Origin of the sequence: Micromonospora sp. RTGN7 (assembly GCF_033804645.1) — a bacterium.
Classification (GTDB): Bacteria; Actinomycetota; Actinomycetes; order Mycobacteriales; family Micromonosporaceae; genus Micromonospora.
Genome location: NZ_JAPZLF010000002.1, coordinates 123,574 through 150,158, shown reverse-complemented (window position 1 = coordinate 150,158; position 26,585 = coordinate 123,574). Strand labels below are relative to the sequence as shown.

Genomic DNA, 26,585 nt, shown 5'->3' with positions numbered 1-26,585 from the left:
CCAGACCCCTTACACGAACTTCTCGGTGGCGAGGAACTCGACCAGCGCAACGCCGCCGGAGCCCTCGTCGGTGACCTTCGCGCCGCCGGAGCGCGGCGGCCGCTTGCTGTGCTCCAGCACGGCGCTGGTGGCGCCGTCGAAGCCCACCTCGGCCGGGGCGACTCCGAGGTCAGCCAGGGAGAGCGACTGCACCGGCTTCTTCTTGGCGGCCATGATGCCCTTGAAGGACGGGTAGCGCGGCTCGTTGATGGTGTCCCAGACGGAGACGACGGCCGGGGTCGAGGCGGTGACCACCTCGTAGCCCTCCTCGGTCTGCCGCTCGACGGTCAGGGTGGCGCCGTCGACGGTGAGCTTGCGCGCGCCGGTCAGCGCGGCGACGCCGAGACGCTCGGCGATCATGTGCGGGATGACCTGGACGCGGCCGTCGGTCGACTCGGCCCCGCAGATCACCAGGTCGGCGTTGAGCTGACCCAGGGCGGCGGCGAGCACCTTCGAGGTCGCGACGGCGCAGGAGCCGTGCAGGGCGTCGTCGACGACGTGGACGGCCTTGTCCGGCCCCATGGAGAGCGCCTTGCGGATCGACTCGGTCGCCCGGTCCGGACCCATGGTCAGGATGGTGACCTCGCCGCCGTGCGCCTCCTTGATCTTCAACGCCTCTTCGATGGCGTACTCGTCCATCTCGTTGATGACGTTGTTCGCCGAACCGCGGTCGACGGTGTTGTCGTCAGAGCGCAGGTTGCGGTCCGCGCCCGAATCGGGCACCTGCTTGACGAGTACGACGATGTTCATCGCGATTCGACGACCCTCCTGTTGGTGTGGCGATTGCTCGCCGGTCTCGGGCGCAGCCTTGCGCGTCCGTTGACGCCCGGTCAACCACGGGCTGCTGTGCATTTGCCCACCCGCCAATGTTACCCACAGGTAGCTTCGACTCTCGGGGCCTCCGAGTGACACAGCTCACCGCCCCCGCATCGCCCCGGATCGCCGGACGTGACGGCGGCAGCCCCGCAACGGCGGGACGAGGGCCGCGACGCGGACGGTCAGGCCAGCTCCGCCAGCGCCGACCTGATCTTGTCGAGCGCCGCCACCTCGGCCGGCGTCACGCCCCGGTGCGCCCGGGCCACCCGGTCGGCGGCGGCGAGCACCAGCGACCGGTAGCCGGCCACATCCTGCGGGGACTTCTCCCGCAGGATGTCCAGCGCCCGACCCAGCGCCGGGAGCACCACCGACTCGATCTCCAGGGCCGAGTCCCGGGGCAGCCTCGGCAGCGGGCCGGTGGTGAGCGCCTCCCGCACCGGGCCACTCGCCTGCGCGAGCGTCTCGGAGGCGGCGAAGCTCTCCCGGAACATCGCGAGCATGCCGGGATCGGCGTTCGAGACCAGGAAGACCGCGCCGAACGCGCCGGTCTTCAGGGTGAGCCGCTCGTCGTCCGTCAGTTGTTGCCCCATAGTCACGGAGTGTAGATGTAGGGCGTGGTGGTGGTGACCGGGACGAGTCCCATCCGCTCCAGGATCGGGCGGCTGTCGTCGGAGGCGTCCACCTGCAGCAGGGTTCGGTCCCGCTGGCCGGCCAGCCGCGCGCGGTAGGTGACCAGCGCCCGATAGACGCCCCGCCGCCGCCAGGCCTCCAGCGTCGAGCCGCCCCACAGGGTGGCGAAGCCGGTGCCCGGGACGTACCGCACCCAGCCGGCGCTGACCACGGTCTCCCCCGCCTCGGCGACCACCACGGTGAGCGACTGCGGGTCGGCGGCGATCTCCCTCTCCAACCCGTCGGCCAGGAAACCCCTGCTGTCGTTCCAGACCTCCTCCTCCATGGCCACGATCCGGTCGAGGTCGGCACGGGCGGTGACCTCACGCAGGCGTACCCCCTCGGGGACCACCGGGAGGGTGGCCGCCAGCGGCGCGACCAGGCCGATCACGACGGTCTCCCGCTCGTCCGGGACGAACCCGGCAGCCCGCAGCCGGTCGGGCAGGTCGGCCGGCACGTCGTGGCCGTGCAGCTTCCACTCCACCGGCTCGCCCCGGGCACGGAAGACCTCCACCTGGCGGGCGATCAACTCGTCCAGCGCCGCCCCGGTCAGGCCGCCGAGGTCCCGGTACGTGAGGAAACCCCCGTCGGTCAGGCCGAGGATGCGGATCAACGGCCCGTCCCGTTCCACGGTCACCCCGGTGGGCAGGGGATCCGGCGCCAGGGCCCGCAGCTGGTTGTCGTACGCCTCACGCAGCGTCAGCACGTCTAAATCGGTCATCGATCCAGGCTATTCCGCAGACAAAGCGGATAAACAGCGCTGCCGTGGGGGGCACACAGGCTTTGGCGACCGGCGCGGGGTGCGCCATGATGGGCACATGGTCCGGCTGTACTTCCTGCTCTTCCTGGCTCAGATCGCCCTCGCGGTCTGCGCGCTGATCAGCTGTCTCTCGGCCGAGGAGGGCCAGGTCCGCCGGTTACCCCGGATCGTCTGGGTGCTGGTGATCCTGATCTTCCCGCTGGTCGGCTCGATCGCCTGGTTCGTCGCGGGCCGGGAGCGCACCGCCTCCCGACCGGGAGCTCCCCGGCCGGAACCCGGCACGGGGCGCGGCGCAGCACCCGGCGCGGGGCGCAACACGGGGCGCGACCCACACCGGCCCCTCGCCCCGGACGACGACCCGGAGTTCCTCGACTCGCTCGCCGAGCGCTCCCGGCGGCAGGACGCCGAGCTGTTCCGCCGCTGGGAGGAGGACCTGCGCCGGCGCGAGGACGACCTGCGCGGCCGCGAGGGGGACCCGCCCCGCGAGGGGAACCGCCCGGAGGTGTGACCCGGGCTGACCGGCCGATCAGCCCGGGTGGTGGACGGTGTCAGGCCAGGTTCGAGGAGCGGGGATACGCGTCGGCCGGGTCGGTCAGCACGTTGACCAGGTACGGCACGCCGGAGGCGAAGGCCCGGTCCAGGGCCGGGGCGAGGTCGGCAGCCTTCTCCACCGTCTCCCCCGCGCCCCCGAGGGCCTCGACCACGCGGTCGTAGCGCAGGCCGGGCTGGAGATCGGCGGCGACGTCGTAGCCGTACATGGCGCGCATCGGGTGCTTCTCCAGCCCCCAGATGCCGTTGTTGCCGACCACGATCACCACCGGGAGCTGTTGGCGGACCAGGGACTCCACGTCCATCAGCGAGAAGCCGGCCGCGCCGTCGCCCATCAGCACGCAGACCTGCCGGTCCGGGTGACTGACCCGGGCACCCATCGCGTAACCCATGCCGGTGCCGAGGCAGCCGTACGGGCCGGGGTCGAGCCAGGTGCCGGGCTGCGCCGGCTCCAGGTACTTCCCGGCGTACGAGACGAAGTCGCCGCCGTCGCCGATGGTGATGGCGTCCGGGGCGAGGACCCGGCGCAGCTCGCCGTAGACCCGGGCCGGGCGGATCGGGTCGGTCTCGGCGGCCATCTCCTCAGCGTCGCGGGCCTTCGCGGCGTCCTCGGCGACGCGCAGCTCGGCGACCCAGTCGGCGTGGTCGGCCCGGTCGCCGGGGTGATCGGCGAACGCGGTGAGGATCAGTCGCAGGTCACCGGCGGGCGAGGCGGCCGGCTCGACGTGGGTGGCGCGCTGGCTCGGCGCGTCCACCACGTGCACGACCTTGGCATCGCCGAAGTCGCCGAAGGCGAGCCGGAAGTCCAGCGGGGTGCCGATCACGACGACCACGTCGGCGTTGCGCAGGGCCACCCGGCGGGCCTTGGCGAAGGCGAGTGGGTGGGTCGGCGGCAGCGCGCCCCGGCCCATCCCGTTGGTGAAGACGGGCACCCGCAACGCCTCGGCGGCGGCCCGCAGGGCGTCGACGGCATTTCCGGCGTACACATCGGAGCCGGCGATGATCACCGGACGGCTGGCGGCGGCGATCAGCCCGGCGGCCCGCGCCACCTCCTCCGGGTCGGCCTGGACCGGGGCGGGCGGGGCCACCTCGGGCAGGTCGACGTCGCCGACCGAGAAGATCGCCTCCAGGGGCAGGTCGAGGAAGACCGGGCCCCGGTGCGGGGTGAGCGCGGTGCTCAGCGCGGCGTTGACGGCACGCGGGATGTCGTCGGCGCTGAACACCGTCTCGGCGTGCTTGGTGACCGGGGCGACCAGGGGAAGGTGGTCCATCTCCTGGAGGCTGCCGGAGCCCCAGCGGAACTGCGGGGCCCGGCCCCCGAGCACCAGCACCGGCGAGGCGTTGAAGAAGGCGCTGGTCAGCCCGGAGATGCCGTTGGTGACGCCGGGGCCGGCGGTGAGCACGGCGAGGCCGGGGCGGCGGTTGAGCTTGGCCACCGCCTCAGCCGCGAAAACCGCGGACTGCTCGTGCCGCACGTCGTAGAGCGGGAAGCCGGCGGAGTGAGCGGCGTCGTAGAGCGGGAAGACGTGCCCACCGGAGAGGGTGAACATCTCCCGTACGCCGTGCGCGCGCAGCGCCGCGAGCGCCAACTGCCCACCGTGACCTTCGACCCGCTCCGTCATCGCCGCTCCGCTCTCTCGTCCACGATCACGATCAAAGTCACACGCTACTGGCCGGTAAACCGAATGTGAACCATTCTCGGGTCAGCGCCCGGTGAAGTCCGGCTTGCGCTTCTCGACGAAGGCGGCCATGCCCTCGCGCCGGTCGTCGGTGGCGAAGAGCGCCGCGAAGAGCTGACTCTCCCAGGCCAGGCCGGAGTTGAGGTCCATCTCCAGGCCGCCGTCGACCGCGAGCTTCGCCGCGCGCAGCGCCTGCACCGGACCCTTCAGGTACGGCGTGACCAGCTCGACGGCGGCGGAGTACACCTCGGCGGCCGGGACCACCCGGTCGGCCAGGCCGATCCGCAGCGCTTCCTGGGCGTCCACCATCCGACCCGACATGATCAGGTCCTTGGCCCGGGCCGGGCCGACGAGGCGCGCCAGCCGCTGGGTGCCTCCCGCTCCGGGGATGACGCCCAGCTTGATCTCGGGCTGGCCGAGCTTGGCGTTCTCGGCCACCACCCGCCAGTCGCAGGCCAGCGCCAGCTCGCAGCCGCCGCCGAGGGCGTATCCGGTGATCGCGGCGACCACCGGCTTGGGGATCCGGGCGAACGCACCCAGGGCGCTGGAGAGGTTGGCCGCCCGTCCGGCCATGTCCACGTAGGACATGTCGGCCATCTCCTTGATGTCCGCGCCGGCGGCGAAGACCTTCTCCCCGCCGTACACAATGACCGCGCGCACCTCGGGATCCTCGGCGGCCTCGACCGCAGCGGCGCGCAACTCCTCTTGGACCTGCTTGTTCAGCGCGTTCATCGGCGGCCGATCCAGCCGGATGGTGCCGATGCCGTCCCTGGTCTCCAGCCGCACGAACTCGCTCACGCTGCTCTCACTTCCTCGTCGAAGTCGCGTGCCAACCTTACGGCCCGGCTCGTTGGGGTAAGTAGTCTGGTGTTCGCCCCGCCACCCGGAGTCCGCCATGGTCACGTACTACGAAGACAGGTCGGTGCAGGTCACGTCCACCGCTGTGCGGGTGGACGACCGGGCGTACCCGCTGGCCGAGATCAGCCTGGTCTGGCACCTGCGCGGCAGCCGGTCCTGGCGGGTGCTCGCCGGCCGGGGCGCGATCGGCGCCGCGCTGGCCGGGCCGCTCGTCGCCGCCGCGCTGGGGGTGGCCCTGGCACTGTGGCTGCACCGCTCGCTGACCGTCACAATCGCCATCGTGGGGGCGTCGGTGCTGGTCGGGCTCGCCGTCGGGCCGGTCGCCGACTTCCTCTTCGAGCACCTGGACCGCTCGTACGCCCGGGGCAGCCGGCAGTTGGAGCTCTGGGTCCGCTGGCGCGGCCAGCCGGTACGGCTGCTGAGCACCCGCGACGCGCTGCGCTTCGGGCAGATCTACCGGGCGGTGCAGCGGGCGGTGGAGAGCGGCCAGCCCCCGGCCAGCCGGGTGCAGAACACGATCGGCCCGTCGGGCAGCATCGCCAGGCCACGCAGCAGGCCGTAGCGGTCCTGCTCGCCCCAGAGCTGCACGGCCCCCGGCCACGGCCTCGACGCTAGCGTGCTGAAGGGCCACCCTCGGGGCCCGGGCGGGAGAAAGGTTCTCGCACGCGGAGGCGCCGTGCGGCCACGGGCGGTTAACCTTAGTGATGACCCTCTATTACCGGGACGACGCGGTGCAGGTGACGTCCGAGTCGATCCAGGTGGGTGGCCACACCATCGGACTCGCCGACGTGACGTACGTCTGGCACGCGCGCGGGCGGACCACCCTCGCCGTCCGGGGCCGGGTCGTCGGCCGGGGCATGCTGGTGCTGCTGCTGTCGCTGCCGCCGCTCGTGGCGCTGGTCTGCGTGGTGTCGCTCGCCTGGTCGGCGCAGGACCGGGGCAACTGGACCCTGGCCCTGATCATCCTGGCCGCCTGCACCGTCACCGCGCTGGCCCTGCTCCCGTTCCTGGAGCTGCCGCTCGGCTGGCTGGACCGGTCGTACGAGCGGGGCAACCGGGTGCACGAGCTGTGGGTGCAGCACCACGGCCGGGAGGTGATGCTGCTGCGCACGCCCGACGCACTACGGTTCGGGCAGATCTACCGTGCCGTGCAGCGCGCCGTCGAGCAGCAGGGGGAGCACCGATGACCGGACGCCGAGGCGAGTCCCTCGCCCTGGCGTGTCGAGGTACTACTCGACGATGTCCCCCCTGTCGACCTGGGCTTCATCGTGGTGGCCCCTACCTCGCGCGGGGCCAGCATCCTGGCTGCGGCCCGCAACCATCAAACCGCTCCCCCGTCGCCGAGCGCCGCTGGCCGGCCCGGCGCACACTGGTGAGATGGCGATCCCCCTCCCGCGGCCCGGCGCCGTCGTCGGCCTCACCCGCTCCGCCCTGGACCAGGCGTTCGGCTCGGCCGCGTCGTTCGCCGCCGTGCCGGCCCGTGCGTTCGCGGCACTCGACGGGGTGGAGGCGCTGCTACACCGGATCAACGGGGTGGTGGACCGGATCGAGGGCACACTCGACCGCACCGACCGGGTGCTCGACGACGCCGAGGCGGCCGTCCGCGAGATCGCCGTGATCAGCGCCGCCGCCACCACCGCGATCAAGACCGCGACCGAGGTGGCCGCGGCGGCGGCCGTCGTGGTCGGCCAGGCGGAGCAGGTCTCTGCGGCGGCGGCCGTCGTGGTCGCCGAGGCAGAACGGGTGGCCGGTCGGGCCGCCGGCACGGTGGTCGCGGCCGGGGCGGCCGCCGGCACCGCCGCCGAACTTCTCGCCGCGTACGAGCCGGCGCTGCGGCGGGGCGCGCCGATGGTGACCCGGTTCGTCGAGCAGCTCAGCCACGAGGAGGTGACCGCGGCGATCCGGCTCGTCGACGAGTTGCCCAAGCTCAAGGAGCATCTCACCTCGGACGTCCTGCCGATCCTGGCCACTCTGGACCGGGTCGGCCCGGACCTGCACGACCTGCTCGACGTCACCCGGGACCTGAAGCTCGCCGTCGCCGGCATCCCCGGCCTGGGCATGCTCCGCCGTCGGGGCGAGAAACTGACTGACGACGCGGCCGGCTGACAGCCGGGGCGGGACCGCCCGCCGGAGCGTGGCCGGGTGGCGGCCGGGAGAGCGAGCCGGGTGGCGGCCGGGAGAGTGAGCCGGGTGGCCGCCGGGAGAGTGAGCCGGGTGGCCGCCGGTCAGGCCGAGCGGGCGTGCAGTTCGTCGATCTCGGCCCGCTGGGGCAGCGCCACGGACGCGCCGAGCCGGCGCACGCAGGCCGCCCCGGCCGCCGCCGCCCACCGCACCGCCGCCAGCAGGTCCCGCCCCTCGCCCCAGGCGACCGCGAGCGCCGCGGTGAACGCGTCCCCGGCGGCGGTCGAGTCGACCGCGTCGACCCGCACCGCCGGGACGTACACCGCCTCGGTCCCCCGCTCGACGTACCAGGCACCCTCGGCGCCGAGGGTCAGCACCGCCCGGGGCGCGAGCGCGAGCAGCGCGCTCGGGTCATCCCGGCCGCGCCCGGTGAACGCCTGCGCCTCGTTCTCGTTGACCACCAGCATGTCCACGGCGGCGAGCAGCTCGTCCGGCACCTGCCGGGCCGGCGCGGCGTTGAGGACCACCCGGGTGCCGGCCGCGCGGGCCGCCAGCACCGCCTCGGTCACGGTGGCGACCGGGATCTCCAGCTGGGCGACCAGCACGTCCGCCTCGCGTACGGCGGCCAGCTCGCCCTCGGTGAGCTCGGTGAACGCGGCGTTCGCGCCGGGAGTCACCAGGATCGCGTTCTCGCCGTCGGCGCTGACCATCACCAGGGCGACGCCGGAAGTCCCGTACACCACCCGGAGCTGGCCGGTGTCGACGCCGGCCGCGTTGATCCGGGCCCGGAGGGTGACCCCGAACGCGTCGGAGCCGATCGCGCCGAGGAAAGCGGCGGACGCGCCGGCCCGCGCCGCGGCGATGGCCTGGTTCGCCCCCTTGCCGCCGGGAACCATGACGAAGTCGTCGCCGAGCACCGTCTCACCGGGACGCGGCAGGGCCGACGCGGTGGCGACCAGGTCCATGTTGGCGCTGCCCACCACGACCACCCGGGTCTGCTGCACGGCGGCCTCCTCGAACGTTGACGTCCCGCCGGAGTCTAGGACCCCCGCGTCGCCGGGCCCCGGCTCGGGCGATGCGCTCAGGCGGCGCGGGCCGTCCAGCGGTCGCCGACCCGGTCCACCGTCAGGGGCAGGCCGAATGCCTTGGAAAGGTTGTCGGCGGTCAGGGTGTCGGTGAGCAGCCCCTCGGCCACCACGCCGCCGTCCCGCAGCAGCAGGGCGTGGGTGAAGCCCGGCGGGATCTCCTCGACGTGGTGGGTGACCAGGACCAGGGCCGGGGCGTCCGGGTCGTACGCCAGCTCGGCCAGCCGGGCCACCAGGTCCTCCCGACCGCCCAGGTCGAGCCCGGCCGCCGGCTCGTCGAGCAGCAGCAGCTCCGGGTCGGTCATCAGCGCGCGGGCGATCTGCACCCGCTTGCGTTCCCCCTCCGACAGCGTGCCGTACGCCCGGTCGGCGAGGTGATCGATGCCGAACTGACCGAGCAGGGCGTGTGCCCGGGCCTCGTCGGTGCGCTCGTAGCTCTCCCGCCAACGGCCCACCACCGACCAGGCCGCGGTGACCACCACGTCGAGCACCCGCTCGTCGGCGGGCACCCGCTCGGCGAGGGCGGCGGTGGAGAGGCCGATCCGCATCCGCAGCTCGTTGACGTCGGTCCGGCCGATCCGCTCGCCGAGCACGTGCGCCGCGCCGGTGGTCGGGTGCAACCGGCCGGCGGCCAGGCTCAGCAGCGTCGTCTTCCCGGCCCCGTTGGGGCCCAGCACGACCCAGCGCTCGTCCAGCTCGACCCGCCAGGTCACGTCCTGCAGCAGCGCGGTGCCGGACCGGCGTACGCCCACACCGTCCAGGTTGACCACCAGATCCGCGTCCACGGGGGCGGCGGGGGCTGCGCCGGCAACGCCGGGGATCAGGTCACCAGTCACCCGCCCATCCAACCACGCACCGCCGCGCCGCCCCCCACGGGCGGCGTCCACCTCATAGGGTGATGCGCCGTGGCGTTAGTCACCGCACGGGGGAGGACACAGATGCCGTACCGCTGCCGGGAGCGTCTCGGGTGAGCGCGGTCATCGAGATCGAGGGGCTGCGCAAGGAGTTCCACGGCCCGAACCGCAGCCGACAGGTCGCCGTCGACGGCTTCGACCTGTTGGTCGGCCGGGGTGAGGTCCATGGCTTCCTCGGGCCGAACGGCTCCGGCAAGACCACCACGCTGCGCGCCCTGCTCGGGCTGGTCCACGCAGACGCGGGCCGGATGCGGCTCTTCGGCGAGGACGTGCCGCGCTGGCAGGCCGCGGTTGCCGGGCGGGTCGGCGCGATCGTGGAGACGCCGCAGTTCTTCGGCAACTTCACCGGGCACCGCACGCTGCGGCTGCTCGCCCTGGCCGGCGGGGTGCCGACCCGGCGGGTGGACGAGGTGCTGGAGCAGGTGGGGCTGAGTGGCCGGGGCAACGACGAGGTCAAGGGCTACTCGCTGGGCATGCGACAGCGGCTCGCGGTGGCCTCGGCCCTGCTCAAGGAGCCGGAGCTGCTGATCCTGGACGAGCCGGCGAACGGGCTGGACCCGGCGGGCATCCGGGAGATGCGGGACCTGATGCGGGACCTGGCCGGCGCCGGGGTGACCGTGCTGCTGTCCAGTCACATCCTCGGCGAGATCCAGCTGATCTGCGACCACGTGACGATCGTCTCCCGGGGCCGACGGGTGGCCTGGGGGCCGGTGCAGGACGTGCTGGCCGGTCACGACCAGCACGAGTGGCGGGTGCGGGTGCCCGAGCCGGCTCGGGCGGCGGAGCTGCTGCGCGGGGCGGGGCTGCCGGTGGACGAGTTCGCCGATCACCTGGTCGTCGGCGGGGTGCCGGACGCGGGCGAGATCAGCCGACTGCTCGGCGAGCGGGGCCTGTGGGTCCACGAACTGGTGCCGCTCCGGCCCGACCTGGAGAGCGTCTTCCTGGAGCTGACCGACGACGGGGCCGAGCCGCCCGGCTCGGGGCACGAGCCGACGCCGTACGACCCCGGTGGGGGCCGACTCATCGACCTCGACGCGACCGCCGGCGACGCCAGGGAGGCGAGGGCGTGAACCTGGTACGGGCCGAGCTGGAGCGGCTGGCCGCGCGCCGCTTCAACCAGCTCATGTTGGCGCTGCTGGTGGTGGCGTTCGCGATGACCGCGATGACCACCATGATCGGCTCGCACCGGCCGTCGTCAACCGAGATCGCCTCGGCGCAGCAGGCGGCGGCCGAGGAGCGGCAGGCTCTGGAAGCCAATTACCAGCGGTGTCTGACGGCCGCGCGGAGCGGCCTGCCGCCGGAGGAGGCGGAGAGCTTCCCGGAGGACTGTTCGGTCTTCGATCCGGCTCAGCGCGACCGACTGCCGGTGGCCACCGACCACCTCCAGGGGGTGTTCAACTTCGCCAACCAGGCCCGGCCGCTGCTGTACCTCCTGATCGTGTTCCTGGTGCTGTTCGGGTTCCTGGTCGGTGCCTCGTACATCGGGGCGGACCTGTCCACCGGCGGGGTGGTCAACCTGCTGATCTGGCGGCCCCGGCGGCTCGCCGTGCTCGGCGCGAAGCTGGGCACGTTGCTCGGCGCGCTGACGGTGGTGTCGGTGCTGGGGTCGGCGGTGTACGGGGGCGCGTTCTGGCTGATCGGGCAGACTGCCGGGATGCCCGGGCCGACCGACGGGGGCTTCTGGCCGTGGCTGGGGCTGACCTGGGCCCGTGGCGTAGCACTGGTGCTCTTCGCCGCGACGGCCGGCTTCGCCATCGCCACCCTGGGCCGGCGGACGGCGGCGGCGCTCGGCGCGGCCATGGCGTACGCGGTGGTGTGGGAGCTCGGCCTGCGGGTGGTGGTGGAGGTGGTGGGCATGCCGCGGGGCGAGGACTGGATGCTCTCCACCTACCTCGACGCCTGGCTGACCGGGGAGGCCCGGCTCGCCGACGCCACCGTCTGCCGGAACGTGAGCGGCTACTGCGACGGCTCCTACCAGCTCGGCTGGGAGTCCGGGCTGGCGGTGCTGCTGGCTTTGACCGGCGGGCTGACGTTGGCCGCGTTCGCTGCGTTCCGCCGCCGTGACCTGATCTGACCCGACCGGCCGCTGACCAGCGGCGTCATCATCGCCCGGGATGCGGCAAGTCCTTGCAGCACCCCGGGCGATGGTGAAGAATTCCTACGTGTGACGGACCCGCGGTCAGCCCACGGTGCTGCCGAAGAGCTCGTCGCGTACCGCGTCCAGCGCGGTGCGCAGCGCGCCCTGCAGGACCGGCTCCTCGGTCACCCCGGTCGGCACCACCCGGGGCCGGACCAGGGTGATCGCCGCGACCTCGTGCTGCACCCGGTCGGCCAGCGCCGCGCCCCCGGCGTGCCCGACCTCGCCCGCGAGCACCACCAGCGGGGGGTCGAGCACCACGCAGGTGCTCGCCACCCCCAGTGCCAGCCGACGGGCCAACTCGTCGAGCATGGGGTCGCCGGCGGTGCCGGCCTTGACCGCCGCGCGTACCGCCTCGGCGGCGTCGTCGGCGCCGAACCCGTGCTCCCTGGCCACCGCCAGCACCGCGTCGGCACCAGCGAGCTGCTGGAAGGCCGGCTTGGCCCGCCGGGAGACGTCGCGCGGGATCGGCGCCCCGGGCACCGGCAGGTAGCCGATCTCGCCGGCCGCGCCGCTGCTGCCGTGGTGCAGCCGGCCGCCGAGCATGATCGCCAGGCCGATACCCGCGCCCACCCAGACCAGCACGAAGTCACTCAGCTCCCGGGCCGCGCCGGACTGCGCCTCGGCCACGGCGGCCAGGTTGACGTCGTTCTCGAAGACCACCGGGGTGTCCAGGTCCTCGCGCAGCGCGGCGAGCAGGCCCCGGTGCCAGCGCGGCAGGTTGAACGCGAAGGTGATGTCGCCGGTGCCCGGGTCGACCAGGCCGGGGGTGCCCAGCACCACCCGGCGAATGCTGGGCAGCCCGGCCCCCGCGCTGCTCGCGGCCTGGACGACGGCGTTGTGCACCACGCCCACCGGGTCGTCGTTGTCCCGGGTGGACAGCTCCACCCGCCCGGTCGTCGCGCCGGTGATGTCCGCGCACGCCGCGACCACCCGCTCCGCGCCGACGTCCACCCCGACCACGTACGCGCTGGCCGGCCGGACGGCGTAGAGCTGGGCATTCGGGCCCCGCCCGCCGGCCTGCTCGCCGACCCGGGTGACCAGGCCGCGCTCCTCCAGCCGCTCGACCAGCTGGGAGGCGGTGACCTTGGACAGCCCGGTCAGCTCGCCGAGCCGGGCCCGGGTCAGCGGACCGCGTTCGAGGAGCAGCTCCAGTGCCGCTCGGTCGTTGAGCGCCCGCAACAGGCGGGGGGTGCCGGGCAGCCGGGTCGCACTCATGCCACGTCCTCTTAGCTTTCGTAAACTCTGCCAACCACTAACCGACCTGCAGACGGGTGCCCGTAGCCTAGCGGCCGCCCGGAGTCGGGGTCGTCGGACGACTCGGCAGCCACCGGGTCCCGCCGGCCGCCCCGGTACGACGTTCGTGCCTCCGGGCACCGAAAGGGGACGATCTCGTGGGGACCGATCCAGGACTGCGCCGACTCGCGCTGGGCACCCTGCTCGCCGCCTACCCGGGGCCGGTTCCGCCGAGCTGGGCCGTCGACCTGGTCGGCGAGGGACTGGCCGGGCACACCCTCTTCGGCACGAACGTGCACGACCCCGCCCAGGTGGCGGCGAGCACGGCGGCCCTGCGCGCGGCCCGTGCCGACGTGCTGGTCGCCATCGACGAGGAGGGCGGCGACGTCACCCGGCTGGCCCATGCCACCGGCAGCCCGTATCCGGGCAACGCGGCGCTCGGCGCGGTTGACGACCCGGCGCTGACCGAGCGGGTGTACGCGGCCATCGGGGCGGAGTTGGCCGCACTCGGGATCACCGTGGACCTCGCGCCGACCGTGGACGTGAACACCGCCGACGAGAACCCGGTGATCGGCACCCGCTCGTTCGGCGCGGACCCGGCCCGGGTGGCCGTGCACTCGGCCGCCGCCGTCACCGGCCTCCAGTCGACGGGCGTCGCCGCCTGCGCCAAGCACTTCCCCGGCCACGGTGCGACGATCGCCGATTCCCACCACGAGTTGCCGACAGTGGACGTGTCGCCGGCCGTCCTTCGCGAGCGGGACCTGCCGCCGTTCGCCGCCGTGATCTCCGCCGGAGTCCGGTCGATCATGACGGCCCACATCCGGGTTCCCGCGCTGACCGGGGATGACCCGGCCACCTTCAGCCGGGCGGTCCTGGTCGACCTGCTGCGCCGCGAGTACGGCTTCACCGGGACGTTGATCACCGACGCGCTGGAGATGAAGGGCGCAGCGCTCGCCGCCGGGGGCGTCGGCCCGGCTGCGGTCCGTGCGCTCGCCGCCGGGGCGGACCTGCTCTGTATCGGGTTCAAGGTCGACGCCGGGCTGGTCGAGCGGGTGGTCGCCGAGATCGTTGACGCGCTCGGCGACGGCCGGCTGGACCGGTCCCGGGTCGAGCAGGCCGCCGGCCGGGCTGCGGCGCTCGCCGCCTGGACCCGGGCCGCCGGGGTGCCGAACCCCGCCCCCACCGACCTGGGGTACGCCGCCGCGCGGCGGGCCGTCCGCGTCGAGGGCGACGTCACCGGGCTGGGCGTGCCGCTGGTGGTGCAGGTGCACGCCGCGTCCACGATCGCCGAGGGGCGGGTGCCGTGGGGGCTCGGCCCGCACCTGGCCGGGCTGGAGGAGGTGCGGGTGGTGGCCGAGGAGACCGATGCGGCGGCCCTGCGCGGGCTCGCCGGGTCCCGGCCCATCGTGCTGGTCGGCCGAAACCTGCACCGGCTCCCCGGCTGCGCCGAACTGATCGACGCGCTGGCCGCCGCGCACCCGGTGACCGTGGTCGAGATGGGCTGGCCGGGCCGGTGGCGACCGGCGGACGCCCGGGCTTTCGTCATCACGTACGGGGCAAGTCACGCCAACGGGCGGGCGGCGGCCCAGGCGCTCGGCCTGGCGAGCTGACCCCGCTTGCGGTCCTGGTCGGAGGGCCGGCGCCTGCTCTGCCGCGCGGACGGACGGGCTGGCGGCGTCAGTCGCCCGGCGGCATACCGGGTGGCAATCTCGCGCTCACTCAGGCTTGAACGCTGCGTCACCGCCCCATCGGGAGCCGCCCGGGACGTTGCCGCAGGTCAAGTCCGCTAGACGACACCGCCGACCCGCCGACCAACCCTTGCCGGACCCACCATCGATACGTAGCGTTACGGGTGGAACGGCGACCGGCGGGGCTGCCGGTCACCCCACCGGACCTGGGGGGAGAAGGCTGCGGACCGTGGATCCGGCCCGGGATCCACGGTCCGCGCCCTGCCTGACCGGGCCCGCGCCGTCCCCTAACTCGCGCCGCCGGCTGGACGCACGACGTCTTGCGGTCAGCCAGTGGCTGACGCCCCGAGGGGCCGACACCCCTCTACCCCACGCCGTCCGCCGTCAGACCGGAGACGGCCATCGACCGCCGCCAGCGGCCGGCCGCGGCCGAACCGGTCAGCTGATCATGGCGGGTAGACCCCGTACGACCGCCAACCCCGGTCCGGGAAGCCGGCTGCCTCCGCGACCGACGCCGACGCGGTGTTGGCCGGGTCGTGCCGGTATGTCGGCACCGCGCCCTCGTCGAGCACCCGGCGGGCGGCCTGGGCGACCAGTCGACGGGCCAGCCCCCGGCCCCGGGCGGCCGGCTCCGTGCCGACGGCCAACTCGTGACCGTGTTCGTCGTGCCGCTTGATCGCCGCGCCGGCCAGGTAGTTCCCGTCGGCGTCCCGCACCACCAGCACCTCCTCGTCGAACAGCCGCAGCCAGCGGGGCAGCCCGGGCTCGGTCGCCCAGATCCACTCCCCCACGTCGGGCAGCGGGGCCGGGGCGACGCTCCATCGGAACACGTCGTCGACGCACGCCCAGCGGGAATGGCCCACGGCGGCCGGCAGGCCGGCGAGCAGTTGCTGCTCCGGGCGGGCGGCGAGCGCCCGGACGGCCGGAACATGCCGGGGCGCCACCGAGAGCACCGTGCTGCGGCCGTCGTCGACCGCGATCGCCGGGCGGAGCCGGCCGTCCCAGGCAGGCAGGGCCCGCCGGGGCGAGCCGACCACGTGCAGCCCCGGGCCGGCCGGCCATTGCCCGAGCCAGGTCGCCAGGTGCAGGTACAGCCGCCGGTCGAGCACTGTCGCCTCCATCCGCCGCGCTGCCGCCCCGCGCTCGCGGGGTGCCGACATGATCATGGTATGCCCGACGTCACCGCTTTGGGCGCTCGACGCGTCCGGGAACGCGCCGGGCAGCGGGCGGCCACCGGCGGCGGTGCGGGGTCCGGCGATCGGGCGCGGGCTGATTGAGGCCTGTGGTGGGTGGGTAGACGTAGCGAACACCACCGATGGATGTCGGTTGCCGCCCGACTGTCGACAGCGGGAACCGACGGCGCCGATCGAGCGTCATACCAAATTCCACACATGCACATATTTATTTGGGACGGTATGGTCATGTCGAATTTGTCTGAGGACCGGTACCAGCAGGACACTGCGCGCCACTGGCGCGGGGCCGGGCACTTCCCCGCCCAGCCCGCGTACCACGAGGCCCGCAACGCACGCGGCGCGGAGCCGGCGCTGACCTGGACGGAGCTGAATCAGCTGCCGGACGGCGCCTCCACCCGGCGTGGCCTCACCGCCCGCTGATCTCGCGGTGGACCAGCACCGGGCGCACCCGCGGGTGCGGCCGGCTCAGAGCTCGGCGGCAATGGCCTTGGCGGCGTCCACGTCCGGGCCGGGCAGCGGGACGAAGACGGTGCGCCGGTAGTACTCCAGCTCGCGGATGCTCTCCTGGATGTCGGCCAGCGCCCGGTGCGCCAGCCCCTTCCGCGGCTGCCCGAAGTACACCCGCGGGTACCAGCGCCGGCACAGCTCCTTGATGGAGGAGACGTCGATCATCCGATAGTGCAGGTGCGCGTCCAGGCGCGGCATGTCCCGGGCGATGAAGCCCCGGTCGGTGCCGATCGAGTTGCCGCACAGCGGTGCGGTGCGCGGGTCCTTCACGTGGCTGGTGACGTACTCGAGCACCAGGTCCTCGGCCTCGGCGAGGGTCACGACGGAGCGCCGGACCTCCTCGGTGAGGCCGGACTTGGCGTGCATCGTCCGGACGATCTCCGGCATTCCCTCCAGCGCCGCCTCGTCGGCGTGGATCACCACGTCCACGCCGTCACCGAGCACGTTGAGGTCGGGGTCGGTGACGAGCGCGGCGACCTCGATCAGGGCGTCCCTGCCGAGGTCCAAGCCGGTCATCTCACAGTCGATCCAGACAAGGAGGTCAGCCACGGGCACAGCGTACGCGCCGCCCACGCCCTCGCGCCTCGGCACCGTCGGCGGTACGGACCGCTAGGGTTTTCCCGTGCCAGCTGAACCGATCGCGCCACCCTCCGTCACCGCCGACGAGCCGGGCAGCCGGCGGATCCGTCGGCTGATCACGGTGCTGGCTCTGGCGGCCGTCCTCCCGGCGCTGTACCTGCCCGGACTGGTGCACGACTTCTTCGACCTGAAGATCTACATGCGGGCGATGGACTGGTGGGCCGACGGCCACCCGCTCTACGACTACGCGCAGCCGGATCGGGTCCAGGGCGAGCTGTACTTCACCTATCCCCCGCTGACCGCTTTGCTGCTGCGCCCCTTCGCGCTGCTGCCGCTGGGCCTCACGATCGGGGTCTTCACGATCCTGACCGCGCTCGCCGTGGTGGTGACCACCCGATGGCTACTCGCCCCCGTCATCGCCCGGCACGGCCTGCCCCGGACGTTCACGCTCACCGCGGCGGTGCTGCTGGTCTTCGCGGTGGAGAGCACCCGGGAGACGATCACCTTCGGCCAGATCAACATGCTGCTGGTCGTGCTGATCCTGGCCGACCTGCTCTTCGCGGTGCCGCAGGGGCGACGCTGGGCGGGCGTGGGCGTGGGGCTGGCCACCGCGCTGAAGCTCTACCCCGGCATCTTCATCGTCCACCTGCTGGCGACCCGACGCTGGCGGGAGGCGGCCGTGGCGTCGGCGACCGCCGCCGGGGCGACGCTGCTCGCGGCGGCCGTGGCCCCGTCGGACTCGTGGCGGTTCTGGACCCACGAGCTGTGGGCGACCAACCGGGTCGGGCGCACCGACTACACCGGCAACCAGTCGCTGTTCGGGCTGCTCAGTCGACTCACCGCACCGGCCGAGCCGAACCGGCTGCTGTGGCTCGTGCTGGCCCTGCTGGTCGCCGGGTACGGGCTGTGGCGGGCCGCCCGCGCGGCCAGGGCCGGCGACGCGCTCACCGGGCTGACCCTGGCCGGGCTGGTCGGCTCGTTGGTCAGCCCGATCACCTGGACCCACCACATCTACTGGTTCGTTCCGGCGGTGGTGGTGCTGGCCGACGTAGCGCTCAGCGAGGATCCGGCCAGGCCCGGCGGGGTGCGGCGGCGCCGATGGCGGACCGGCCTGGCCGTCTTCACGGGTGCGGTGATCGTCTACGGCGTCGTCTCGTTCCACGACTGGGGGGTAGCCCCGGTGCGCACCGACTCACCCGGGGACTTCCTGGTCCGCAACGCGTACGTGCTGTTGAGCCTGCTGCTGGTGGCGGCCCTCCCGGTCGCCCGGCCGCGCACGCGGGCCGGCACCGGGGACGAGAAGTCGCACCAAATGGACAGATCTCCTGACTAGCACCGATATCAGCTAATCTATCCCTCAACTCGGGCATCCCCCCGTGGCACCGATCCCCCGGTGCAGGCGGCCCTCCGCGTCGGCAGTGCGGAGGGCCACCCGCCGTTACCTGGCAGCGGGCCCGGCCCACCGTCGCGTCCCGTCAGGAACGCTGGCGGGGGCCGGCCCCACCGGGGGCGGCCGGGCACCCGCCGTCGCGTCGCGTCAGGAACGTTGGCGGGCGCGGGCCCCACCAGGGGCGGCCGGGCGGATCCGGCGGGGCTCGATCCGCAACGGTCGGGCCGTGGCCTCCGGGGCCAGCGGCGGCCAGGCCGGGGGCGCGGGCCTGGCCGGCCGGCCGAGATCGGCGAGGGTGGCCGGGCGGCGGGCCGGGGCGGGCCCGAGCGCCCGGCGGGGCCGGGAATCGGGCCGGCCGACCGCCACCAGTGGCCGCTCGACGGGGACCGCCAGGGCCGGCGCGGGCCCGGTGCCGAGCGCGGTGAGCGATGTCACCCCGAGCCGGTCGGCCAACACCGGGACCTGATCGGGATCGACCACGAAGACCACCTCACGCGGACGCGCCGGGCGCCGCAGGAGCAACGCGGCGGACACCACCAGCAGGCCGCCCAGCGCGATCGGCATCCAGACCGCCACGGGAAGCCATCCGGCGGCACGCCACGCCTGGAGATCGATCGCGCCGATCCGGGCGGTGAAGCCGTCCGCGGGGTCGGCGCGCCGGGCGGCGATGCCGAGCGCGGCACCGGCCAGCAGGGCCGGTATCCCGATGGTGAGCAGCAGCATGCCGACAAGCGCGCGAGCGAATCGCATCCGTGTGGTTCCTCTCCGTGGCCGGGTACCCGGACGACCTTACCGACGCAAACCGCGCAATCAGCCGATATCACCAGCAACGGCGGACAAGGGGTGCCGGAAACGGGCCGGCCCGCCGGGTGGACCGGCGGGCCGACGGAGAGAAACGGACGGGGATCAGGACCTTGCGACCGGCTCCCGCCGGGTACGGGCGAACGCGAGCCCGCCGAGGACCAGGCCGGCCAGCCCGGCGACCAGGCCGACAGCACCGAGCACGGTGCCCGTACCGCCGTCGGAGTCGTCGTCATCGTCATCGGCCTCGGCGGCCACCGGAGCTGCGGACCCGGCCGACGGGGCGGCGGCGGTCAGGGTGAGCACCGGAGCGGGATGCGCCGGCTCCTCGGCCCCCGCGACCGGCTCCTCGATCCAGCGCACCACGTTGCCGTCGGAGTACGTCTGGAGCGTCTTGAAGACCATCGTCTCCACCTGCGGCAGCGGGCCCATCGAGACCGGGAACTCCTGGAACTGCCCCGGCTTCACCCCCGCGTCCCCCGTCGCCGTCCAGGTGACCTTCGAGACCGCCTCGGTGATCTCGCTGCCGTGCACCTGCAGCGGCGGGTCGACCTTGCGCTTCTCCACCGCCACCGTCCAGCCCGGCACCGGCATCGTGGAGACCGAACCGACCGGCGCGTTCTCCGGCAGTACCACCTCGACCTTGGTCGTCGAGGCCGCGTCGCTCTCGTTCGGCACCCGGAACGCGAACCGGCCGTACCCGCCCTGGGTCGCCTCCTTCGGGTTGACCGAGACATGCGCCGAGGCGGGGGCGGCCACACCGAGCACCACGGCGGCGACGACGCCGAGGGCGCCGACGGCGGCGGTTGCGGAACGCCGGTAACGGAACATGGGGAACTGCCCTTCTCTAACGGATCGCCACGGTGGCGCTCACCGTGGCCTGGTCGATGTCCGAGGTCCGGACGGTGAAGCGGAACTGCCACTCCCCCGCGGCGGGCAGGTTGATCTCCCCGGTCGCGTGGTTGTCGGTAAGCGACAGCAACGGAATCTCGATCGGCTCGATCCCGGCCGACGGCAGCGCGGCGGTGGCCTTCCACTCGGCCACCGGCTGCGGACGGTTGTCCAACGTGTACGCGTACAGGTGCAGCGAGTTGTTGCCCCGCTCGGCCGGATCCATCTCGACCTGGAGGGAGTACAGCGGGCTGGGGAGGGTGGTGGTGAAGTAGCCGGCCTGCGCGCCGGCCACATCGGCGGAGGCCGTGCGGCCCGGGGTGGTCTGCACCAGGACCGCCGACACCCCGAGCACCACCGCGGTGATCGCCAGCTCCGCCAGGACCGCCCGCCGCATCGACGTGGGTCGCCCCGCGGCGATGCGCCGCCGCACCAGCGACCGGGAGTACGCGGCCACCCCGATCACCAGCACGAAGAGCACGATCTTGGCCAGCACCAGCCGGCCGTACGTGGTGTCGACCAGGGCAGCCAGGGTGGACACCTCGATCAGCGCCTGCACCGTGCCGGCGAGCAGCAGCGCCGCGACGGCCAGCGCCGCCCAGCGCGACCAGATCGGCAGGATCGCGGCCAGCTCCCGCTCGTCCGCCCGACGCAGCAGGAACCCGCCGAGCATCACCAGACCGCCCAGCCAGACCGCCATGCTGCCCAGGTGCACCGCGTCGACCACCACGGACACGGCGGGGGCGGGCGAGGCGGCCGGGTGCCCGGCCAGCGGCCAGGTGAACAGCGCGGCCCCACCGAGGATCGCCAGGATCACCGCGTCGGTGCGGCCGACCGGCCCGGCGAAGAGCGGGCGGAGCAGGAACGCCGCCGCCCCGAGCAGGCCCAACCGGACCAGGTGCGCCGCGCCGTATGTGCTGCCGAGCATCTCGCCCAGGCCCGCGCCGGTCACGTCGAACAGGCCGCCACCGGCGGTGTACGGCACCTGCAACCACAGCTCGGCGAGCGTGGCGAACGCCAGCAGGCCCAGCCCGCCCCAGGCCAGCCGGGCCGGTCCCCGGCGGTCCAGCCGGCGGGGCCACAGCGCGCCGAGCACCAGCGCCGGGCCGACCAGCAGCAGCAGCCCCGCGTAGCCGAGGTACCTGGCGACCTTCACCCCGTTCTCCACCACCGGGTCGGCCCGGTTGTCCGTCCCGGAGTCGGTCGGGGGCGTCGACGGCGCACCCACCGAGTAGCTGAACGCGCCGGAGACCGGGTGGCTGTCGGCGGAGATCACCCGGTAGCTGACCAGGTAGGTGCCCCGCCCGGCGGACGGGTCCACCTGCAAAGTCACCACCGAGCCGGTGAAGGACGGCTCCCCCCGGTCGGCCCGCGCCCCGTCCGGGGCGATCACCCGGATCTTCCCGGACACCTTGTGCACCGACTCGCTGAACGTCAGCACCACCTCGGCCGGCCCGCTCGGCACCACGGCGGAGGCGGCCGGACTGCTGCTCACCAGCACCGCGTGGGCGCTCGCGGGGGTGGCCGGGGCCAGCAGCAGGGCGAGGATGGTGACCAGCAGGCCGGTGAGCGCACCCACCCGGGCGAGCCGGCGACGCGGGGGCCGGAGATTGGCAGCAGTCATGCCGGCAATGCTCGCCGACGACGGGCCCTCCCGGCGAACCGAGCCGCCCCACGCCCCGGCCCGGCCGATCGCCCGAGGGCCACCGCCGGGGTGATCGGCGTCACCCACGCCCGGCCGCGACGGCTCCCGCACCGCGCGTACGTCGTCGCCTGTCACGACGGGTAGTCGGGCCGGGCGCCGGGAAAGTTCCCCGGGTGACGGTGCCGAAAGGGTTCTCCGGGGTGGCGCGGACCATGGAAGGGCCGAAGGACCCTGCCGGACCCTGACGTGCCGCGTACCCTGGTCTGACGTGATCCCTGCCCCGCGCGACCCCGCCGTAGTCGGCCCCCCCGCCGCCGCGATCGGCGGTGCCCGGGCCCCGGGAACGGGCGATGACCGGGACGCCGCAACCGGGTGGGCGCTGGCCGCGCGCGAGGGCGACCCGGTCGCCCAGGCGGCCTTCGTCCGGGCCACCCAGGCCGAGGTGTGGCGGTTCGCCGCAGCGCTCGTCGACCGGGACAGCGCCGACGACCTCACCCAGGAGACGTACCTGCGGGCGTTCCGGGCGCTGCCCGGATTCGAGGGGCGCTCCAGCGTCCGCACCTGGCTGCTCGGCATCACCCGCCGGGCCTGCGCCGACCACCTGCGCACCGTGGTTCGCCGACGGCGGCTCACCGAGCGGCTGGTCGCGCACGCGCACACCGACCGCCCGTACCCGGACCCCGCCGGGCAGCTCGGCGCCGCCGACCTGGTGCGCCGGCTCCCCGCCGAACGACGCGCGGCGTTCGTGCTCACCCAACTGCTCGGCCTGTCGTACGCGGAGGCCGCCGCCGTGGAGGGGGTGCCCGTCGGCACCATCCGCTCCCGGGTGGCCCGGGCCCGCGTCGACCTGGTCGACTCGGTCGGCGACTCGCTCGCCCGATGACCGGGAACTTCCATCGGATCCGGGGCGACAAATAACCGTGACCGCAGCAGCACGTACCGGAGCCGCCCGCTGGCCCGCCGTCCGCCCGTGGCTGGGCGTTGCCGTCCGGCTGGGGCTGGCCGCCGTCTGGCTGGTCGCCGGCGGCACCAAGGTCGGCGACCTGGCCGCCTCCGGCCGCGCCGTCAACGCGTACCAGGTGATGCCGTACGACGTCGCGACGGTGATCGGCGCGGCGCTGCCCTTCGTCGAGTTGGCACTGGGGGTGCTGCTCCTGGTCGGGCTGGCCACCCGGCTCACCGCCGGGGTCTCGGCGGCGCTGCTGGTGGTCTTCGTCGCCGGCATCGTCTCGGCCTGGGCGCGCGGCCTGGCCATCGACTGCGGCTGCTTCGGCAGCGGCGGGCAGCTCGCCGCCGGGCAGTCCCCGAGCTACCTCCCGGAGATCCTCCGGGACCTGGGATTCCTGGCGCTGGCCGGATTCCTGCTGAGTTGGCCCCGCACCCCCGTCTCCATGGACGGCTGGCTCGCGGGCGCACCCATGGAGGACGAGGATGAGTAGTCGCAAGGGGCAGCGGGATGCCGCCCGGGTGGTCCGGGAGCAACTGGCCCGGGAACGCCGTCGCCGACGGACTCTCTGGACCTCGCTGGTGGCGGTCGCCGTGCTGGTCATCGCCGGCGGGATCGGCTGGGCCGTCTGGTCCAGCCAACGCTCCGACACCTTCACCGCCCCGCCGGGCGCGACCGACTCCGGCACCGGCATCGCATACGGGGACGGGCCGGTCACCATCGAGCTGTACGAGGACTTCCTCTGCCCGGCCTGCAAGCAGTTCCAGCAGGCCAGCGGCGCGACGATCGACCAGCTCGTCAGCGAGGGCAAGGTCCGGGTGGTGTTCCACCCGGTGGCCTACCTGAACCGTTTCTCCACGACCGAGTACTCCACCCGCTCCTCGGCCGCGTCCGGCTGCGCGGCGAAGGGCGGCAAGTTCCACGAGTTCACCACCGCGCTCTTCGACCAGCAGCCGGCCGAGGGCGGCGCCGGGCTGAGCGACGACCAGCTCGTCGGCATCGCCGCGGGCGTCGGGCTGAACCGGGACGACTTCGGCTCCTGCGTCTCCGACGGGACGTACAAGTCGTGGACCGAGCACGTCACCGAGGATGCGAGCAAGGCCGGCATCACCGGCACGCCGACGATCAAGATCGACGGCAAGGACGTCGCCGACCGCAGCCCCGAGGGCATCAAGGCGGCGGTGGCGGCGGCCGGCCAGTGAGCCCCGTACCCCTGGTGTCCCACCGGGCCGGGGTGGCATCCGACCGGGCCAGGCCGTCGCTGCTGCGCCGGGCCGGGGTGGTCGTCGCCGCCGTGCTGGCCGCGGTCCTCGGCACCGCCGCGCCGGCCGTCGCGCACGGGGCCGACGCCCCGGACGGCACCGACTACCGGGTCGAGGTGACCGGTGTGGCCCCGGGCCGCCCCGGGCTGACCGTCCGGGCGGTGGAGGCCGGGGCCCGACTGGAGCTGGTCAACCGCACCGGCCGCCCGGTCGAGGTGATCGGCTACTCCGGGGAGCCCTACCTGCGGATCGGCCCCGACGGGGTGTTCGAGAACAGCCGCTCCCCGGCGACGTACCTGAACCGGACCCTCGCCGGAGACGCCACCCTGCCCGACCGGGCCGACCCGGCCGCCGCCCCGGACTGGCGGCGGATCGATGACGGGCCGGCGGCCCGCTGGCACGACCGGCGCACCCTGTGGCAGGAGCCCGACCCGCCCGCGCGGGTGGTCGCCGACCCGACCCGGGAGCAACGGGTCCGGGACTGGACGGTCCCGCTACGCGACGGCGCGGAGCCGGTGGAGATCCGAGGCACCCTCGACTGGGTGCCGCCGCCGGACCCGTACCCCTGGTGGCTGGCGACCACGCTCGGCTTCCTCCTGGTCGGCGCCGCCGGGCTGCTGGCCGCCGGCACCCCCGCCGGGGCACGCGCGTTCGCCGGGGTCGGCGCGGCGCTCTCCGCCGGCGGGCTCGCCGCGATCGTCTTCACCGTCGGCCGGGAGCTGGACGCCGGGGCGTCCGGCGTCGGCGGGGTGCTCGCCGGCCTGCTCACCGGTCAGGTCTGGGCGCTGCTCACCGGCCTCGGCGCGCTCGCGGCGGGCGGCTACGCGCTGGCTCGCCGCCCGGCGGCCGACTTCGCCGTGGCGCTGGCCGGAGCCTGCCTCGCCCTCTTCGTCGGCGTCACCAACCTCGCCGTCCTCAGCCGCTCGGTCCCCCCGCTCCCCTGGCCGGGCGGCCTGGCCCGCACCCTGCTGGCCCTGATCCTGGCCACCGGCGCCGGCGCCACCGCCGCCGGCATCCTCCGCCTCCGCACCACCACCCCCACCCCCACCCCCACCCCGTCCCCGACCCTCCCCACCTAACCCGCCCACCCCGCGCCCCCGCCCCGCGCGCACGCAACAGCCCCCACCCCGCGCCCCACCCCCGCGCCCCGCCCCCTCCGCGCGCCGATCTTGCACTTGGGGCCCAGTTATTGCACCTTATGCACTAATTGCCGGGGCCCTAACTGCAAGATCGCGAGCTTCAGGGGTGGGGTGGGGGTGCGAGCTTCAGGGGTGGGGGTGGGGGTGGGGGGTGTAGCCGTGGGGGAGTTCTAGGCGGTGGAGCGACAGCAGCTCCTCGTTCGCCAGGAGGGTGGGGGTGGGGGCGTCAGCGACGATGCGGCCCTCATCGAGGATGACCGAGCGGTCGCACAGCTCCAGCGCGTACGGCAGGTCGTGGGTGACCATCAGCAGGGTCACCGGAAGGCCGCGCAGGATCGCCGCCAACTCCCGGCGGGCGGCCGGGTCCAGGTTCGACGACGGCTCGTCGAGCACCAGGATCTCCGGCCGCATGGCCAACACGGTGGCCACCGCCACCCGGCGGCGCTGCCCGAACGACAGGTGGTGCGGGGCGCGGTCGCGGTGCTCAGCCATCCCCACCGCCGCCAGCGCCTCGTCCACCCGGGCCGTCAGCTCCGCCCCGCGTAGCCCCAGATTCGCCGGCCCGAAGGCCACGTCCTCGGCAACGCTGGGCAGGAAGAGCTGGTCGTCCGGGTCCTGGAAGACGATCCCGACCCGACGACGAATCTCCGCGAGGGTGTTCCGGTCCCGGCTCACCGTCAGGTCGCCGACGCTCACCGTGCCCTCGGCGGCGGTGAGGATGCCGTTGAGGTGCAACACCAGGGTGGTCTTGCCGGCACCGTTCGGCCCGAGCAGTGCCACCCGCTCGCCGCGCGACACGGTCAGGTCCACCCCGCGCAGGGCGACGTGCCCATCGGGGTACGCGTACCGCACGCCGCGAACGTCGAGTGAGACAGGAGCCGGCTTCTGCACGTACCCGATCATGTCAGGACGACGGCGGTGGCGGCGATGGTGGCCGCGACCAGCGGCACTGTCGCCCCGACCAGCCACTGCCCAGCGGTCGCCGCGCCCGAGCCCTGCCACACCGCCGGCATCCGGCCGGAGTAGCCGCGCGACACCATCGCCAGGTAGACCCGCTCGCCGCGCTCGAACGCACGCAGGAACAGTGCCCCGATGCCGGCGGCGAAGCCGCGCAGCTGCCAGAGGAACCGCGGGTCGTCGCCCCGGGAGACCCGGGCCACCCGCATCCGGCGGGCCTCGCCGATCAGCACGTCCAGGTAGCGCAGCATGAAGGTGGCGATCTGGGTGAGAATCTGCGGGCAGCGCAGCCGGTCCAGGCCGACGATCAGGTCCCGGGTCGTCGTGGTCGCCGCGAGCAGCAGCGACGCCAGTACGCCGAGAGTGCCCTTGGCGATGATGTTCCAGCCGCCGAGCAGCCCGTCAACGGAGAGACCGATCCCCGCCACCTCGACCCGCTCCCCCGCCCCGAGGAACGGCAGCGCGAAGGCGAACAGCACGAACGGCAGCTCGATCGCGGCGCGGCTGAGCAGCCAGCCCGGCCCCACCCGGGCCAGCGCGGCCACCGCCGTGACCAGCAGGGCAAACCCGCCGAAGGCCCAGAACGCCGCGCGCGGGGTGGCCACCACCGCGATGGTGAACAGCACCATCGCGGCGATCTTCACCTCGGGTGGGAGCCGGTGCACCGGAGAGGTCGAATCCCGGTACAACACGTGGGCGTGGCCGGCTCCCATCAGCGTTCCGC

The 26,585-nt window shown here is 74.0% G+C and carries 28 protein-coding genes; 13 read left to right on the top strand and 15 right to left on the bottom strand.

The features are described from left to right. Nucleotides 1-9: 9 nt before the first annotated feature. From SNR22_RS04060 to SNR22_RS04050, 3 genes are all read right to left on the bottom strand, one after another. Nucleotides 10-789: an electron transfer flavoprotein subunit beta/FixA family protein gene (locus SNR22_RS04060; RefSeq protein WP_320065082.1), complete on the bottom strand. Its 780-nt coding sequence runs from the start codon at nucleotides 787-789 to the stop codon at nucleotides 10-12. A gap of 248 nt (nucleotides 790-1,037) precedes the next feature. Then, the gene (locus SNR22_RS04055) at nucleotides 1,038-1,445 is read right to left on the bottom strand and encodes a hypothetical protein (protein WP_320065081.1); all 408 of its coding nucleotides are present in this window, start codon (nucleotides 1,443-1,445) and stop codon (nucleotides 1,038-1,040) included. 2 nt (nucleotides 1,446-1,447) lie between these two features. Then, complete coding sequence (locus tag SNR22_RS04050; protein WP_320065080.1) at nucleotides 1,448-2,245, bottom strand: GNAT family N-acetyltransferase; 798 nt, start codon at nucleotides 2,243-2,245, stop codon at nucleotides 1,448-1,450. A gap of 97 nt (nucleotides 2,246-2,342) precedes the next feature. Between SNR22_RS04050 and SNR22_RS04045 the strand changes: the two genes are divergently transcribed. Beyond that, entirely contained in the window at nucleotides 2,343-2,792 is a 450-nt protein-coding gene (locus SNR22_RS04045) for a PLD nuclease N-terminal domain-containing protein (RefSeq protein WP_320065079.1), read from the top strand. A 40-nt stretch (nucleotides 2,793-2,832) separates the two neighbouring features. Here SNR22_RS04045 and SNR22_RS04040 read toward each other — a convergent pair whose 3' ends face one another. Beyond that, entirely contained in the window at nucleotides 2,833-4,455 is a 1,623-nt protein-coding gene (locus SNR22_RS04040) for an acetolactate synthase (protein WP_320065078.1), read from the bottom strand. An 81-nt stretch (nucleotides 4,456-4,536) separates the two neighbouring features. Then, a complete protein-coding gene (locus SNR22_RS04035; RefSeq protein WP_320065077.1) occupies nucleotides 4,537-5,310 on the bottom strand; it encodes an enoyl-CoA hydratase-related protein in 774 nt (257 codons plus the stop codon). Nucleotides 5,311-5,407: 97 nt separating this feature from the next. Between SNR22_RS04035 and SNR22_RS04030 the strand changes: the two genes are divergently transcribed. From SNR22_RS04030 to SNR22_RS04020, 3 genes are all read left to right on the top strand, one after another. Further along, nucleotides 5,408-5,932, top strand: a complete 525-nt coding sequence (locus SNR22_RS04030; RefSeq protein ID WP_320065076.1) for a DUF6232 family protein — start codon at nucleotides 5,408-5,410, stop codon at nucleotides 5,930-5,932. A 142-nt stretch (nucleotides 5,933-6,074) separates the two neighbouring features. Next, nucleotides 6,075-6,557 carry a DUF6232 family protein gene (locus SNR22_RS04025; protein WP_320065075.1) on the top strand — a complete coding sequence of 161 codons (483 nt, stop codon included), beginning with the start codon at nucleotides 6,075-6,077 and terminating at the stop codon, nucleotides 6,555-6,557. A 190-nt stretch (nucleotides 6,558-6,747) separates the two neighbouring features. Continuing rightward, on the top strand, nucleotides 6,748-7,476 hold the full coding sequence (locus SNR22_RS04020; protein WP_320065074.1) for a hypothetical protein: 729 nt from the start codon (nucleotides 6,748-6,750) through the stop codon (nucleotides 7,474-7,476). Between the two features lie 119 nt (nucleotides 7,477-7,595). Here SNR22_RS04020 and SNR22_RS04015 read toward each other — a convergent pair whose 3' ends face one another. Together SNR22_RS04015 and SNR22_RS04010 are read right to left on the bottom strand one after the other, a co-directional pair. Continuing rightward, on the bottom strand, nucleotides 7,596-8,495 hold the full coding sequence (locus SNR22_RS04015) for a ribokinase (protein ID WP_320065073.1): 900 nt from the start codon (nucleotides 8,493-8,495) through the stop codon (nucleotides 7,596-7,598). A 77-nt stretch (nucleotides 8,496-8,572) separates the two neighbouring features. Beyond that, complete coding sequence (locus tag SNR22_RS04010; RefSeq protein WP_320065072.1) at nucleotides 8,573-9,412, bottom strand: ABC transporter ATP-binding protein; 840 nt, start codon at nucleotides 9,410-9,412, stop codon at nucleotides 8,573-8,575. A 131-nt stretch (nucleotides 9,413-9,543) separates the two neighbouring features. Here SNR22_RS04010 and SNR22_RS04005 point away from each other — a divergent pair, with 131 nt between their 5' ends. Next, nucleotides 9,544-10,560, top strand: coding sequence for an ABC transporter ATP-binding protein (locus SNR22_RS04005; protein ID WP_320065071.1), 1,017 nt, complete (start codon nucleotides 9,544-9,546; stop codon nucleotides 10,558-10,560). Then, nucleotides 10,557-11,564, top strand: coding sequence for an ABC transporter permease subunit (locus SNR22_RS04000; RefSeq protein ID WP_320065070.1), 1,008 nt, complete (start codon nucleotides 10,557-10,559; stop codon nucleotides 11,562-11,564). The genes SNR22_RS04005 and SNR22_RS04000 overlap by 4 nt, the downstream gene beginning before the upstream one ends. A gap of 105 nt (nucleotides 11,565-11,669) precedes the next feature. On the opposite strand, the gene SNR22_RS03995 is transcribed toward SNR22_RS04000, so the two are convergent. Next, nucleotides 11,670-12,845, bottom strand: coding sequence for an ROK family transcriptional regulator (locus SNR22_RS03995; RefSeq protein ID WP_320065069.1), 1,176 nt, complete (start codon nucleotides 12,843-12,845; stop codon nucleotides 11,670-11,672). A gap of 176 nt (nucleotides 12,846-13,021) precedes the next feature. On the opposite strand from SNR22_RS03995, the gene SNR22_RS03990 reads away from it, so the two are divergent. Next, entirely contained in the window at nucleotides 13,022-14,473 is a 1,452-nt protein-coding gene (locus SNR22_RS03990; protein ID WP_320065068.1) for a glycoside hydrolase family 3 protein, read from the top strand. Nucleotides 14,474-14,997: 524 nt separating this feature from the next. Here SNR22_RS03990 and SNR22_RS03985 read toward each other — a convergent pair. Beyond that, nucleotides 14,998-15,711: a GNAT family N-acetyltransferase gene (locus SNR22_RS03985; RefSeq protein WP_413775586.1), complete on the bottom strand. Its 714-nt coding sequence runs from the start codon at nucleotides 15,709-15,711 to the stop codon at nucleotides 14,998-15,000. Between the two features lie 261 nt (nucleotides 15,712-15,972). Between SNR22_RS03985 and SNR22_RS03980 the strand changes: the two genes are divergently transcribed. Next, entirely contained in the window at nucleotides 15,973-16,164 is a 192-nt protein-coding gene (locus SNR22_RS03980) for a DNA repair protein (protein ID WP_320065067.1), read from the top strand. Between the two features lie 45 nt (nucleotides 16,165-16,209). On the opposite strand, the gene orn is transcribed toward SNR22_RS03980, so the two are convergent. Further along, nucleotides 16,210-16,806, bottom strand: coding sequence for an oligoribonuclease (gene orn / locus SNR22_RS03975; RefSeq protein WP_320065347.1), 597 nt, complete (start codon nucleotides 16,804-16,806; stop codon nucleotides 16,210-16,212). 67 nt (nucleotides 16,807-16,873) lie between these two features. On the opposite strand from orn, the gene SNR22_RS03970 reads away from it, so the two are divergent. Next, complete coding sequence (locus tag SNR22_RS03970; RefSeq protein WP_320065066.1) at nucleotides 16,874-18,163, top strand: glycosyltransferase family 87 protein; 1,290 nt, start codon at nucleotides 16,874-16,876, stop codon at nucleotides 18,161-18,163. A gap of 204 nt (nucleotides 18,164-18,367) precedes the next feature. Here SNR22_RS03970 and SNR22_RS03965 read toward each other — a convergent pair whose 3' ends face one another. The 3 genes from SNR22_RS03965 to SNR22_RS03955 form a co-directional block, all read right to left on the bottom strand. Beyond that, complete coding sequence (locus SNR22_RS03965) at nucleotides 18,368-18,970, bottom strand: hypothetical protein (RefSeq protein WP_320065065.1); 603 nt, start codon at nucleotides 18,968-18,970, stop codon at nucleotides 18,368-18,370. A gap of 156 nt (nucleotides 18,971-19,126) precedes the next feature. Beyond that, a complete protein-coding gene (locus SNR22_RS03960; protein WP_320065064.1) occupies nucleotides 19,127-19,852 on the bottom strand; it encodes a YcnI family protein in 726 nt (241 codons plus the stop codon). Between the two features lie 16 nt (nucleotides 19,853-19,868). After that, entirely contained in the window at nucleotides 19,869-21,536 is a 1,668-nt protein-coding gene (locus SNR22_RS03955) for a copper resistance CopC/CopD family protein (protein WP_320065063.1), read from the bottom strand. Between the two features lie 289 nt (nucleotides 21,537-21,825). On the opposite strand from SNR22_RS03955, the gene SNR22_RS03950 reads away from it, so the two are divergent. From SNR22_RS03950 to SNR22_RS03935, 4 genes are read left to right on the top strand one after another with little or no spacing between them, the layout of a single operon-like run. Beyond that, nucleotides 21,826-22,440 carry a sigma-70 family RNA polymerase sigma factor gene (locus tag SNR22_RS03950; RefSeq protein ID WP_413775585.1) on the top strand — a complete coding sequence of 205 codons (615 nt, stop codon included), beginning with the start codon at nucleotides 21,826-21,828 and terminating at the stop codon, nucleotides 22,438-22,440. 31 nt (nucleotides 22,441-22,471) lie between these two features. Continuing rightward, entirely contained in the window at nucleotides 22,472-22,996 is a 525-nt protein-coding gene (locus tag SNR22_RS03945) for a MauE/DoxX family redox-associated membrane protein (protein WP_320065345.1), read from the top strand. Continuing rightward, on the top strand, nucleotides 22,989-23,705 hold the full coding sequence (locus SNR22_RS03940; protein WP_320065062.1) for a DsbA family protein: 717 nt from the start codon (nucleotides 22,989-22,991) through the stop codon (nucleotides 23,703-23,705). The genes SNR22_RS03945 and SNR22_RS03940 overlap by 8 nt, the downstream gene beginning before the upstream one ends. Beyond that, nucleotides 23,702-24,844, top strand: coding sequence for a hypothetical protein (locus tag SNR22_RS03935; RefSeq protein ID WP_320065061.1), 1,143 nt, complete (start codon nucleotides 23,702-23,704; stop codon nucleotides 24,842-24,844). Before SNR22_RS03940 ends, SNR22_RS03935 begins: the two co-directional genes overlap by 4 nt. A gap of 186 nt (nucleotides 24,845-25,030) precedes the next feature. On the opposite strand, the gene SNR22_RS03930 is transcribed toward SNR22_RS03935, so the two are convergent. Together SNR22_RS03930 and cbiQ are read right to left on the bottom strand one after the other, a co-directional pair. Then, complete coding sequence (locus SNR22_RS03930) at nucleotides 25,031-25,807, bottom strand: ABC transporter ATP-binding protein (RefSeq protein ID WP_320065060.1); 777 nt, start codon at nucleotides 25,805-25,807, stop codon at nucleotides 25,031-25,033. After that, nucleotides 25,804-26,574: a cobalt ECF transporter T component CbiQ gene (gene cbiQ, locus SNR22_RS03925; protein WP_320065059.1), complete on the bottom strand. Its 771-nt coding sequence runs from the start codon at nucleotides 26,572-26,574 to the stop codon at nucleotides 25,804-25,806. Before cbiQ ends, SNR22_RS03930 begins: the two co-directional genes overlap by 4 nt. Nucleotides 26,575-26,585: the final 11 nt, after the last annotated feature.